Raw genomic sequence first — 12875 nt, 5'->3', positions numbered from 1 at the left:
CCCCCTTAATTTTTATGAATTTTGACTTCAGCGTTCATACCTGGAACAACATTTTTAGATGGTTCAGAATCTAGAGAAATTCTAACTGGTACAACTTGTGATACTTTAGTGTAGTTACCATCACTATTAGATGAAGGCATTAATGAGAAGCTAGCTGCTGTAGCATCACCGATTTGATCGACTTTACCACTTACAGTTGCTTTTTGTCCGTCGATATCAACATCAACGTCATTACCTTTTTCAATATCAGCAACGTCTTTTTCATCAACGTTAGCAGTAATATATAGATCATCTAAATTGTACGCATAAGCGATTGGGTTCCCAGCTTGAGCCATTGAACCTTCCATACCATCTGTTTTAACGATTGTGCCGTCTTTAGGCATTTTGATGCTCATATCTTTAGATTGACCACCTTCGCCTTGAGCTGCTACTTCAGCTACTTTATCGCCTTTTTTAAGTTTGTCACCTTGCTTAACGTCAAGTGATTTAATTTCACCTGAAGCTGGACTTGCTATTTTCATTTGATCGCCATCTACTTTGGCGTTATCAGTACTAACATAGCTCGTTGCATTGTTCCAGAAGTAAAAACCTACTACTCCGATAACAATTAACACTATGATAGTAATGATATTAATTAATACCATTTTCTTCATGAATATATCCTCCTATTTGCTTTTAAAATTCACTTTATCTATTATAGATACATGTAGATAAAAAAAACACCGACACTTTAAAAAAATGTGTCGGATTGATGACTAAGGTGACTGCTAATGAAACGAAGAGCTAAATTTAAAATTATTCAAAGTATGATAGATTTATTAGATGAATATCCATTCGATGAAATTACGATTAAAATGATTTGTGCATATAGTGGTGTTAATCGCTCTACTTTTTATGATAATTATAAAGATAAATATGATTTATTAGAACAAATTCAAAATTATCATCTATCGAAATATTTAAAGTTACTCAAATCTTTATATAATAATTTTGAAAGTGTGCGCGTCGATAAAACTAAGTTATATAAATTCTTTTTAATTGTTACAAAATATATTAAGCGCAAAGAATCATTCTATCGAGCTATATTTATCACATATCCTAATAAAGGATTAGCTATGGAATATTTTAACGCTACTAAAGTTGCTTATGAAAATGTAATCGAAGATTATCCAAATTCGATTCAGAATAAATCATTATTCATCACCTATTCCATTGGTGGCGAAGTTGGTGTCATATTTTATTGGTTACGCAATGGGTGTAAAGAATCTCCAGAAGTAATTGCTGAAAACTTATTAGCAAATACAATTAAATTACAAAGATAATTAAATTAAGCCAGAAAATGAGCATTAGCAACTCATTTTCTGGCTATTTTAATATCGTTAATCAAACCCTTTTTTTATGATCGACGTTGTAGTCTCGTATAAATGGTTTGTAAAATAATCATAATTACTGCTGTCATACTAATAATCACCACATAAGGTATCACATTATGTTCACCCATCACATTAACTAATGAAGACATAAGTCCTCCTAATAGAAATTGTACCAATCCTAATAAACTAGAAGCACTACCTCGCCCTCTTGTACTTTCATCCATAGCAATTGAAAAGCCTAAACTTGCAACGGCTGTAACAGGTGCAACTAAAATAATAAAACCAATGACTAATATCCAAAAACTCATATGATTGAGTAGTGTAATAGCAACTATCACAACACCAAGCACTTGAATATACGTCACAATTTTTAACAATTGTCGTCTCTCTATTCGATCGACAAGCACACCTACTAATTGACTTGAAATAATTAATGTAATACCAATTGCTGCAAACATAATACTAAATTGTAAAGCTGACATACCATATATTTTTTGAATAATAAAAGGTGATGCTGAGATATAAGTAAATAGCATAATAAATGAAAATCCTTGAATTAACATTGGCAACACAAATTTAGGTGTCGCTAATAGAAGTTTAAAGTTTTTAAACATTTCTTTTATACCATTACTATCTTTTTCATCGTCCTGTAAAGACTCAGGCACTTTGGTAAGTGAACCAATAACCATGAGTATGCCAAAGACAGTTAATATAATAAATACCATTCTCCAAACAGCAAAGCTTAAGATGACTCCACCGATAGCTGGTGCGATAACAGGTGCAACACCATTTACTAACATGAGTAATGATAAAAATTTAGTTAACTCTTTGCCTTTATACATATCACTGGCAATAGCTCTTGAAATAACGGAAGCCGCCCCACCTGTTACGCCTTGAATAAAGCGTAATGCAATCATTACTTCGATATTAGTGACAAAGACAATACCTAAACTTGCTAAGGTATAAATGAACATTGATATCCATAATGGTTTCTTTCTGCCAGTAGCATCTGATATCGGACCGGCAAATAAGTTGCCTAAAGCTAACCCAATCATAAACAACGATAATGTGAGTTGTGCATTAGACGTTGTCGTATGAAAGTCATTTTTGATTTCTGGTAATCCCGGTAAAAACATATCTATAGATAATGCACCAATAGCTGTTAGTGCACCTAAGATGATTACAAATATAGGGGATTGTTTTTTCGATTGTAATTTTTGATTCATTTTTGAAACCACCTTAATATTTTTTAGCAAATGGCTTTATTTTTTTACATATATCAATATATTACGCTATACATTCTATTTTATGCAATTGGATTTTTATCCCTATAAAAACAGACGCAGAACAGTGCCCGCTTCTATAATAAGATCACTTGTCCTACGTCCATCATTACTATTATTCATTTGATGCTTTAATTAAATTAAAATCATTACCTTTAGATGTTTCTTCTAATTCGTAGTCTTTATTAATCAATTGTCCATCTTCATTTATTTGTTGGATTGTCGCTTTAACTTTATCTCCACTTTGACTTGCACTTATGACTTGAGATGTTTGAAATAATACTAATTGATTATTCTCTAATTGATGTTTCATTGTGTCATATAATGATGAATTTTTCTTAAAGTAACTTGATATTAAATCAAAGTTATTTTCATTCATTGCTGAATTTAATGCTAATGAGTATCCGCTAAAAAATTGAGTGAGTTTATTTTTCAAACTATTTTCTTCTTTTTCTTTTTTAGCCACGTATTTATCAATTTCATCACTATCGAAGTCTAAGGTGATTGTTGTATTATCCTTGAGGTTTGAAGCTTTGATCGTCTTAGTTTCTGATTCAAAAGTTTTATCTTTAGCTGAACCTTCAGCGGAGACAGTAATATCTTTATTCTTAGGATATGGACCATATTCTTTAGAATTTGAATATGATAACGTACGATCATTAATGATTACTTTTTTCGATTTATCGGTAAGTTTAGAAGCACCTTTTAATTTAATATTGAGATGTGCTTCATCAAAATCTTCAGTCACATTGACAGTCTCGCTATTGGTTGCTTTAAAATCAAAGTCAAGTTTCCCACTAAACACACCATTTTTAGTTTCTTTAGTAGCATCAATACTATAATCACCTGGAATAAAATGACCTAATGGCGTTGTTTTATCCGCTTCTGCAATTACTTTTTTACGTTTACCACCAGATTTAAATTCATATTTTGTATCTACTTTCGGTTTGACAACTGGTTGTTTCGTCGGCGCATTAAAACTCATATTATCAAATATAAGATATCTTGTCCCATTTTTACTCACGCGTAACACATCTTGGCCATCTCTTGTTTGAATATAAGATGCCACGCTAGCATGACTCTTATTTAATTTATCAACTGTATTTCTGACATCTCTAATAAAGTTTTTAATTCCCACTTCTTTTTTTATATATTTAATATATGCCGAAGCTTCATCAGGATCTACCTTATTATCTTTAGTACTGAGTAATGTAGCCACTTTTTGATTATCGTCATTATCTATCGCATTGACTAAAATTTTTGTTTGAGCATTAGGTGAATTAAAATTTCTTAAAAGGAAAAATAAAATGACCAATAAGATGATAATAAAAAAGACGATGGCAACTGGTACAATCTTTCTAATTTTTATATTTGTTGTTTTATCTGAAGATTGATTTGTGTTATTTTCATGCTGTTTACTATTATTTTGCTTACTTTTATGCTTATTTTCTGATTTTATTGACTGGCCACAATTTTGACAAGTGTGTGCATCCTTCTCCACAGAAGCACCACACTGAGGGCACTGTTTCATCTTATCACCTCTACTCAATTTCCAAACACTCGTCACTTCAAAAATATTTCCCATCTACAATTTATATCTATTGTTAAAAAAGATTAATTTATTATTAATTTCAATAATTCAATCAATATACATTCTATTATTACAGATGATTTCATTATATAACTAAATGATTTCCAACAACATACATATTTAGTCTTATGACTAATCTATTATCAAATTATATTCCTAAAACTTCTATTATGTATAGTATTTATTTAATGATATTTACGATAATTTAGAACTGTAATTTGTCATTCTATAATTAATAACTTCTAAAACATGTCTTACTTGGTCCAAATCTTCGGAAGAGAAATCTTTTGTAAAATCCATTGCGATATCATTAATCAATGTTTTACGCTTCTCCATGTAAGACTTCTCTTTTTTAGATAAAGTTATAAACTTAAGCCTTTGATCGATATTAGCATTGGGCTTTTCTAGAACAACTAATCCAGCATCTAATAATTTACTAATTCTTCTACTTACCGCCGCTTTATTAACACCTTGTTTTTCTGTAATTTGGCTTATTGTCATAGATTCATTATTAAGCATCGCTAGTACATTGGATTGTTCCACAGAAATGCCATATTCATTTTGTAAATCTTTCAACAATTTAGCAGTTAGTGTATTTACATTATTGATAAACATTTCTAAAAATGTGATATGATCTTCTAAATGTCTAGTCATATTTATCTCCTCAAGACAGTGTTGATTTATATAAATTATTTATTTTTCATCCTTTAAATGATATCAAGAAAAATTATAAAATGAAACCTTTAAAACAGTTTTATCACAATATCTTTTGAGTTGCTTATTTATATACTATCAACTACATTTATATATACATACAAAATAGAGGTGCACGCGCATGATCCCTTTGATTTTAACAATATTTATCATCTTGATTATCTTGTCATTATTGATTAACCAATATATCACATTAAGTGTGACAGGATTTATTTCTACTATTATATTAGGTTTCTTTAATTTAATATTTCATCTCATTATGTACAGCATTCCATATGAATTAATTGTACTTATACTCATTTTAATATTATTTTGTTTGTTAAAACATCATGCTATTCTGTTTAATCAGCGTGGTCGTCATTTTATTAAGCAAATGGGTTTGAGCATCATGCGTTTAATATTATTTATGAGTGCATGCTTCTATATTAGCCTGTCACCTTTACTTATTATTAATGGCGTTGCATTATGGCTAAGTTTGATCGCTTTTACAACATTATTTGCGTTTCTTTGTTATCTCACGTGGTCATCCGTCTTTGGTTCACGTCATTTCAATCAATCAGTTGATTTAGTTATTGTATTAGGGGCAGGTATATTTACTGAAGAAGTGACACCAATGTTAAAAGAACGATTGGACCGCGCACTTGAAATTTATCATTATTCTGAAGATAAGCCTAAATTACTAGTATCAGGTGGACAAGGTCCAGATGAACCTATACCAGAGTCAATCGCAATGCAACGATATTTAATTAAACAAGGTGTACCAAATGACAATATTTTATTAGAACAACAATCTACCAATACGCACACAAACTTTGTATATTCAAAAGAAATAATTAACAACTATTTCAGCATTATGCCGAAGATAGTATGTGTAACAAGCCAATTTCATATATTGCGCGCGCTCAAATTAGCAAAAAATTTAGGTATTCCAACCTATGGTATTGGCAGTCATACGCCCTATCATTTCTTCCATATTGCTTTAATTAGAGACTTTTTAGGTGTGATGTATCAATATCGATTACTTTTAACAATATATTTTGCACTCACATTTTGGATAAGTATCATTATTTTATGGATTAAATAAAAAGTGTCTTGTGTACGTTACTTTTAAGACGTACATAAGACACTTTTTTATAATTATTCTATAATGTTATATGTTTTACAATCTTGCCATCATCAAGATAAATCACTTTATCAGCATATTCAAATAACCGTTGGTCATATGTGACCATTATTCCGCACATATCATTATCTATAATTTCCTTTTTAATCATATTTACAACAGATATTGCTCGTTTAGCATCTAAACTTGCTGTTGGTTCATCTGCTAATAACAATTTAGGATAATTCATCAATGCTCTCATTATCGCAACTCTTTGCTTTTGTCCCCCCGATAACATATGAGGATAGGCATTTAATTTGTCTGATAATCCAATATCACTTAATAACTTCGACGCTCGTTGATTCGCTTCATTTTTAGACATTCCTGCTTCTCGTCCTACAATTGTTAGTTGGTCCATCACTGATAAATAAGGTACTAAATGAGAGGATTGGAATATAAATCCAATATCCGTTAAACGGCGTTCAGTATTATGTTGAGTATTTGAAAATAATGGCTTACCTTGGTAATTAATCTCTCCTTTTGTTTGAGAAAGCAAACCACCTAGAATGGATAATAACGTAGATTTTCCTGAACCTGAAGCACCGGAAAGTATAACAAACTCTCCTGGTTCCACCGTGATATCAATATCTTTCAATACCTTTGTTTCAGTATCTCCCTTACCAAATGTTTTCACAATATGATTAACTTGTAATGACATTATTCTCCACCTCCAATTGCTTCTATAGGATCAACTTTAATAACTTTAATGAATGATAATAACGCACCGATAATAGCGACGATGATAAAAATACTAATTACTAAAAGATAGTTAATAGTAGTTAAGTGAAATGGCATTGTCACAGGTAAAATCATAGCAATACCAGCAATTATATCGACTGAAATGACTACGGATAATAATGTCACAATTAAAATTTGAAGTAATAAAGACGTCAGTAAATGTCTAGTTTTGATTCCAATTGCTTTTAAAATGCCAATTTCTGATATTTTTTGAATGGTCATGACATAGAAGAAAGCACTCAGAACGATTGCTGTAATAACAAATAGACTAATCACCATCATATTTAACGGTGCTTGTTCGGCTTGATAACTTGCAATGTTTGTTTTCAATTCATCGGTATTTGTCACTTTGATGCCTGGAATATGATTTAATTGCTTTTCTTCCTCTTGAGACAGCGTTTTAACCGGATAAAATGATGCATATTGTCTATTAATATCCTGGAATCCCTTTTGATTCATCAATACGATAGAACTATGTGCATACATTGCATCATCAAGAATACCTGTGACTTTATATGTTTGATGATGGTGTTTGAACTGAATATGATCTCCTATTTTGATACCTTCACCAGTTAGTTTTTGATTCACTGCAATTTGATTTTTCTTTGTAGGTAGTTGCCCTTCTTTCAAATCAAATTGTTGTTCTTGTGGAGAATACATTGTGAGTACATCTTCATCATTATTGCCCGCCACTTCTAAACTTTGTAAATTCATTTGAGTAGGCTTTATGTTTGTCTCCTTATTAATTTTCATTTGCTGTTTTGAAGATAGATGAGATTTTTCAATCTGAGGTTCTTTCATATCTTGAGTAATATAATGTGTTGATTTAAATTGATCGAACATAGAAACATTTTCTCTAGCTAGTCCTTGTGCTAAACCACTAATAAATAACACCATTAAGCTTAATAAGATAATGATTAACATGATTAATACATATCTAAACTTATAAAATTTAATCTCATTCCATGCTAATTTCATTCATACTCGCTCCTATACTGTGTTTGTTGATAGTTGTATCATAAGGAACATTTGTGAACTGAATATGAACTCAAGCATACATTGTTTTATAAAATTTATTCATTGTATAATAAAGAAAAAAAGGAGTGTGGATATGAATCGTTGCCTAATTGTAGATGATGACCCTAAAATATTAAATTACGTCGCAACACATTTGGAAAGAGAACATTTTCATACATATACTCATACCAATGGTGAAGAAGCACTTCATTTTCTTAATAATCATCAAGTTGATATTGCAATCGTGGATATTATGATGCACGGTATGGATGGATTTGAATTATGTCATCTGATTAAAGAAGATTATGATTTACCAGTTATTATGTTAACGGCGAGAGATGCACTAAGTGATAAAGAACGTGCATTTATAAGTGGGACGGATGATTATTTAACTAAGCCTTTTGAAGTAAAAGAGCTGATCTTTCGTATTAAGGCTGTCTTACGTCGATACCATATCCATGCGGATGAAACATTAACGATTGGGAATTTAACCTTACAGCAAACTTATATGGAAGTTGTTGTAAATGGTAAAACGATGACATTACCTAACAAAGAATTTCAACTTTTATTTCTTTTAGCTTCAAATGAAAAGCAAATATTTTCTAGGACACATCTTATCGAAAAAATATGGGGTTATGATTACGAAGGTGATGAAAGAACTATTGACGTACATATAAAACGATTGCGACAACGATTACAGCAATTAGATTCAAACGTGACAATTAAGACAGTACGCGGTCAAGGTTATAAGGTGGAACATCATGTTTAAAACGTTATATATCAGAATCGCTGTCTATACTATTACCGTCATATTATTCAGTGCCTTCATTAGTTTTATTTTCACAAATATCTATTACCATTTTAATTTAAAGGCGTCTAATGATACGAAAATCATGACAACGTTAAAAGAAGCAAGAGATTTTGAGAGTGACAATCATAATAATCAACTTAATCATTACTTTAAACATCTTGGTCAAATGAATTATCAAATTATGACAGTTGATCAGGATGGTAAGAAAACATTCTATGGTGCAAAATTTAGAAAAGATAACTTATCACATCATCATATTAAAAGTGTCTTAAATGGCAATGAATATCATGGTATTAAAAATAAGCCTTTCGAACTTTTTGTAACTGGCTTTTTCGATAATGAAACAGATAATACTGTAGGATTACAATTTAAAAATCATCACCAAAATGTCGCTGTCTTTATGCGTCCTGATATTGGAGAAACATTTAGTGAGTTTAGACTATTTTTAGCAGTACTCTTAACTTTATTATTATTAATCTCTATTTCACTTGTCATTGCTTCAACCTATGCCATTGTTAGGCCTGTTAAACAATTAAAACAAGGTACAGAAAGATTAATGAATGGGGACTTTAACACCCCTATTAAGCAGACCCGTCAAGATGAAATAGGTACACTACAATATCGCTTTGATACGATGCGTCAATCTTTAAAGCAAGTTGATGAAATGCGACAACATTTTGTTCAGAATGTATCACATGAAATTAAAACACCGCTCACACACATTAGACAATCATTAGTAGATTTAGAGCAGGCTAGGAATCAAAACGAACGTCAACAAAGCATTAATGATATCTATCAAATTACAAACCAGTTGAGTGAACTTACAAAAGAATTATTATTACTATCAGAACTCGATAATGCTCAACATTTAACATTCTCGGATCATATTCAACTCGAGCAATTAATCAATAATATTGTGAGACATGAACATTACGCTATCGATCAAAAATCACTGATGTTGATGTCAGATTTAGAATCCACTTATTTCCTAGGAAATGAAAGATTGTTACATCAGGCCATTAGTAATTTAATTATCAATGCAATCAAATATTCACATGAAGCATCACTGATTAATATCGAATTGAAACAAATAGCTCAAAACATTCAAATACAAGTTACAAATCAAGGTGATGTCATCGACACGTTAGAGCAATCTCATTTGTTTGAGCGCTTTTACAAACGTAGTACTGATGACAATAGTAACGGATTGGGTCTGGCTATTACACAATCTATTATTCAACTCCATCACGGAAATATACATGTTACAAGTAACCAACAAGACGGTACAACCTTTACAATTATTTTGCCCCAAAATATATAATAATTTCAAAATTAAGAATTAAAGCTATGTGGTCAATCATCAAAGATAATAACCGCATAGCTTTATATATTAACCGCTTATCTTTATTTATCCATTTCCAAATAATTATTATGTTTTAATGATTGATATAGAGGAGGTTCCAACTGTGCACTTAAAATTATTTATTAGCCCCACTGAACAGAAGCAATTTGTAGAAATCCATTCACCACAAATGGATAAAAATGTACAAAAAATAATTCAAACTATTGAAGACATTGATTCTTTAACTGAAATAAACGGCAAATTAAATGAAGATATATTCCAACTAAAAATCGAACACATCACTAGCTTCCGTACTCAACAAAAACATGTTGTAGCAGTATCCAATGGCAAAGTTTTCAATACCAAATACCGACTATATGAGTTAGAAGAACAACTCCCAAACACTTTTATTCGTATATCTAAATCTGAAATTGTCAATCGCCATGCCATTATTAAACTACAGTTAGAAGCAAATGGATTAATACGTATGTATTTAAAGAACTTAGACGATGATTTCACTTATTCCTCTAGAAGATATTTAAAATCAATTAAGGAGAGATTATCATTATGAAAAATATTTATAAGTCACTTTTCATTAGTTTAATAATTGGGTTATTGATATCTAATTTTTTCAGTTATCTCCATGCTAATGGGCACTATCATCCATTGTCACCGTCTTCAACTATGGGAACTATTTATTACCATCATTTTTCAGAACCTATCATTATGATGATATCAATGTCTATTTGGATGCTTATAGGTCTTTTATTTTCATTTAATAGTCTAATATTTAATGCTACTGATTGGAGTATCACAAAATCTACATTTGTTCATTTTATTTGTAGTTTTTTTCCATTTACCATCCTTGCAATCATAGCAGGTTGGTTCCCTTTAAAAATAATGAGTTTAGTTACATACACAATTATTTTCATCGGCATCTACATTTTGATATGGTTTTTTAGTTACTTTAAAACTAAAAAAGAAATCAAAAATATTAATGAAAAACTTAACAAATTTAATTCTAATCATTAAAAATAGCGCCTCTCTTACTAGTAGTGAATTACTTATAAGTGAGGCGCTTTCGCTCTATTATTTAACTTTTAAATGTTTAACTATTTCTTTATTTACTGCATGATATACATCTTCATGTTCTGATAAGTTTAAACCGAATGAAGGTACCATTTCTTTAATTGCTGGTTCCCATGATTTAAAGTCATCTTTATAGCATCTTTGGAGTACGTCAAACATGATATCTACAGCTGTTGATGCTCCTGGTGATGCTCCTAGTAATGCTGCTAATGTACCATCTTCTGATGTAATCACTTCTGTACCAAATTGTAGGTTTCCTTTGGCATCCTTAGTATCTTTAATCACTTGTACTCGTTGACCTGCCGTAATGACTTCCCAATCTTCATCTTTAGCATTTGGTAAGAAGACACGTAAATCGTCAACTCTTTCTTCATTTGAAAGCATTAATTGTGATACTAAGTATTTAGTTAAATCAAACTCTTTAACACCTGCTGATAACATCGTTATGATATTATTTGGTTTCACCGATTTAATTAAGTCTAAGTATGAACCTGTTTTTAAGAATTTAGGTGAGAATCCAGCAAATGGTCCAAATAGTAATGAACGTTCACCATTCACAAATCTTGTATCTAAGTGAGGTACAGACATAGGTGGTGCGCCCACTTCAGCTTTACCATACACTTTCGCATGATGACGATTTATCACATCAGGATTTTTACATCTTAAGAATAAGCCACTAACTGGAAATCCTCCGATATGTTTAGATTCTTTAATACCTGTTTTTTGTAATAATGGCAAGCTTGCACCGCCTGCACCGATAAATACAAAATCAGTTTCATAAGTTGTTACTTGATTATTCGTTAAATTTTTCACTTCAACTAACCAAGTCCCATTACTTTGTTTTTTAATATCTAATACTTCATGCTTATATTGAATTTCAACATTCTTTTGTTGTAAATTACTAAATAATTTTTTAGTTAAGGCACCGAAGTTAACATCTGTACCAGTTTCATCATAAGTTATTGCAACTGGTTCATCATCTGTTCTACCTTCCATCATCAATGGTACCCATTCAGCAATTTTATTTCTATCTTCAGAAATTTCCATTTTACCGAATAATACATTTTTTTGAAGACTTTCTACGCGTCTTTTTAAAAATTCAACATTGTTCGTACCTTTTACGAAGCTCATATGTGGTACTGATTGGATAAAGTTTTCAGGATTTTCTAACTGACCTGTTCTAACTAAATATGCCCAAAATTGTTTAGAAATCTGGAATTGTTCATTGATTTTAATCGCTTTACTAATATCTACAGATCCATCTTTACCTTCTTTAGTATAGTTCAACTCACATAATGCTGAATGCCCTGTACCAGCATTATTCCATATGTTTGAACTTTCTTCGCCAGGTTGATTTAACTTTTCGAATACTTTAATTTCTTTGTCAGGCATTAATTCTTTTAATAATGTTCCTAGTGTTGCACTCATAATACCGCCACCTATTAAGATGACGTCTGTTTTGCTATGTTGTGTACTCATAACAAATACAGTCCCCCTTTTTAGTTGATTAATGAAACATCAAATGATCTAGACTTATATTAAAGCGCTTTCTAATTAGATAAAAAAAATAAAATCAATAATGTTATTCTTTTCTAAACATCATTTTGTCTTAGTTTTATTATTCATGAAATCTAGTCATAATCACTCAATCCATTACCTAAAATATGACACTTAAAACATTTTATATTGTACCATAATATGACTATTTTAATGAAAACAATCACCTATTGTGCAATATAATTACAATTAATCATC

General features: G+C 30.7%; 13 protein-coding genes. 6 read left to right on the top strand and 7 right to left on the bottom strand.

The annotated features are described in order from the left end of the window. Positions 1-5: 5 nt before the first annotated feature. Positions 6-653, bottom strand: a complete 648-nt coding sequence (locus tag LPC11_RS02800) for an HlyD family secretion protein (RefSeq protein WP_023373803.1) — start codon at positions 651-653, stop codon at positions 6-8. A 117-nt stretch (positions 654-770) separates the two neighbouring features. Here LPC11_RS02800 and LPC11_RS02795 point away from each other — a divergent pair, with 117 nt between their 5' ends. Further along, a complete protein-coding gene (locus tag LPC11_RS02795; protein WP_023373805.1) occupies positions 771-1322 on the top strand; it encodes a TetR/AcrR family transcriptional regulator in 552 nt (183 codons plus the stop codon). A 74-nt stretch (positions 1323-1396) separates the two neighbouring features. Here LPC11_RS02795 and LPC11_RS02790 read toward each other — a convergent pair whose 3' ends face one another. The 3 genes from LPC11_RS02790 to LPC11_RS02780 form a co-directional block, all read right to left on the bottom strand. Further along, positions 1397-2599, bottom strand: coding sequence for a putative multidrug effflux MFS transporter TcaB (locus LPC11_RS02790; protein WP_023373807.1), 1203 nt, complete (start codon positions 2597-2599; stop codon positions 1397-1399). A gap of 172 nt (positions 2600-2771) precedes the next feature. After that, positions 2772-4187, bottom strand: coding sequence for a membrane-associated protein TcaA (locus LPC11_RS02785; protein WP_023373809.1), 1416 nt, complete (start codon positions 4185-4187; stop codon positions 2772-2774). 255 nt (positions 4188-4442) lie between these two features. Further along, positions 4443-4901 (bottom strand): MarR family transcriptional regulator TcaR, encoded by a 459-nt coding sequence (locus tag LPC11_RS02780; protein ID WP_231307340.1) that lies wholly within the window; start codon positions 4899-4901, stop codon positions 4443-4445. A gap of 181 nt (positions 4902-5082) precedes the next feature. Here LPC11_RS02780 and LPC11_RS02775 point away from each other — a divergent pair, with 181 nt between their 5' ends. Further along, a complete protein-coding gene (locus tag LPC11_RS02775; RefSeq protein ID WP_023373812.1) occupies positions 5083-6045 on the top strand; it encodes a YdcF family protein in 963 nt (320 codons plus the stop codon). Between the two features lie 58 nt (positions 6046-6103). Here the strand turns inward: LPC11_RS02775 and LPC11_RS02770 are convergent, their stop codons facing one another. Continuing rightward, positions 6104-6781: an ABC transporter ATP-binding protein gene (locus tag LPC11_RS02770; RefSeq protein WP_231307339.1), complete on the bottom strand. Its 678-nt coding sequence runs from the start codon at positions 6779-6781 to the stop codon at positions 6104-6106. After that, positions 6781-7839, bottom strand: a complete 1059-nt coding sequence (locus LPC11_RS02765; protein ID WP_023373816.1) for an ABC transporter permease — start codon at positions 7837-7839, stop codon at positions 6781-6783. Before LPC11_RS02765 ends, LPC11_RS02770 begins: the two co-directional genes overlap by 1 nt. A 133-nt stretch (positions 7840-7972) precedes the next feature. Between LPC11_RS02765 and LPC11_RS02760 the strand changes: the two genes are divergently transcribed. From LPC11_RS02760 to LPC11_RS02745, 4 genes are all read left to right on the top strand, one after another. Further along, entirely contained in the window at positions 7973-8647 is a 675-nt protein-coding gene (locus tag LPC11_RS02760) for a response regulator transcription factor (RefSeq protein WP_023373818.1), read from the top strand. Beyond that, positions 8640-10010, top strand: a complete 1371-nt coding sequence (locus LPC11_RS02755) for a HAMP domain-containing sensor histidine kinase (protein ID WP_023373820.1) — start codon at positions 8640-8642, stop codon at positions 10008-10010. Before LPC11_RS02760 ends, LPC11_RS02755 begins: the two co-directional genes overlap by 8 nt. A 145-nt stretch (positions 10011-10155) precedes the next feature. Further along, positions 10156-10602 (top strand): LytTR family DNA-binding domain-containing protein, encoded by a 447-nt coding sequence (locus LPC11_RS02750; RefSeq protein ID WP_023373822.1) that lies wholly within the window; start codon positions 10156-10158, stop codon positions 10600-10602. Further along, positions 10599-11063 carry a DUF3021 domain-containing protein gene (locus tag LPC11_RS02745; protein WP_023373824.1) on the top strand — a complete coding sequence of 155 codons (465 nt, stop codon included), beginning with the start codon at positions 10599-10601 and terminating at the stop codon, positions 11061-11063. The genes LPC11_RS02750 and LPC11_RS02745 overlap by 4 nt, the downstream gene beginning before the upstream one ends. 57 nt (positions 11064-11120) lie before the next feature. On the opposite strand, the gene mqo is transcribed toward LPC11_RS02745, so the two are convergent. After that, complete coding sequence (gene mqo / locus LPC11_RS02740) at positions 11121-12599, bottom strand: malate dehydrogenase (quinone) (RefSeq protein ID WP_041613681.1); 1479 nt, start codon at positions 12597-12599, stop codon at positions 11121-11123. Between the last annotated feature and the right edge of the window lie 276 nt (positions 12600-12875).

Origin of the sequence: Staphylococcus sp. HL28, assembly GCF_021117155.1 — a bacterium.
Taxonomy (GTDB): domain Bacteria; phylum Bacillota; class Bacilli; order Staphylococcales; family Staphylococcaceae; genus Staphylococcus; species Staphylococcus warneri.
Note: the sequence above shows the minus strand (reverse complement) of the source record. Positions and strands in the feature narration are given on the sequence as shown.

Bases quoted from the DNA above. Each gene is read 5' to 3' on its own strand.
- LPC11_RS02745 (WP_023373824.1), top strand. From the start codon at position 10,599: ATGAAAAATATTTATAAGTCACTTTTCATTAGTTTAATAATTGGGTTA.
- LPC11_RS02770 (WP_231307339.1), bottom strand. From the start codon at position 6,781: ATGTCATTACAAGTTAATCATATTGTGAAAACATTTGGTAAGGGAGAT.
- LPC11_RS02775 (WP_023373812.1), top strand. From the start codon at position 5,083: ATGATCCCTTTGATTTTAACAATATTTATCATCTTGATTATCTTGTCA.
- LPC11_RS02755 (WP_023373820.1), top strand. From the start codon at position 8,640: ATGTTTAAAACGTTATATATCAGAATCGCTGTCTATACTATTACCGTC.
- LPC11_RS02795 (WP_023373805.1), top strand. From the start codon at position 771: ATGAAACGAAGAGCTAAATTTAAAATTATTCAAAGTATGATAGATTTA.
- mqo (WP_041613681.1), bottom strand. From the start codon at position 12,599: ATGAGTACACAACATAGCAAAACAGACGTCATCTTAATAGGTGGCGGT.
- LPC11_RS02785 (WP_023373809.1), bottom strand. From the start codon at position 4,187: ATGAAACAGTGCCCTCAGTGTGGTGCTTCTGTGGAGAAGGATGCACAC.
- LPC11_RS02780 (WP_231307340.1), bottom strand. From the start codon at position 4,901: ATGACTAGACATTTAGAAGATCATATCACATTTTTAGAAATGTTTATC.
- LPC11_RS02760 (WP_023373818.1), top strand. From the start codon at position 7,973: ATGAATCGTTGCCTAATTGTAGATGATGACCCTAAAATATTAAATTAC.
- LPC11_RS02790 (WP_023373807.1), bottom strand. From the start codon at position 2,599: ATGAATCAAAAATTACAATCGAAAAAACAATCCCCTATATTTGTAATC.
- LPC11_RS02800 (WP_023373803.1), bottom strand. From the start codon at position 653: ATGAAGAAAATGGTATTAATTAATATCATTACTATCATAGTGTTAATT.
- LPC11_RS02765 (WP_023373816.1), bottom strand. From the start codon at position 7,839: ATGAAATTAGCATGGAATGAGATTAAATTTTATAAGTTTAGATATGTA.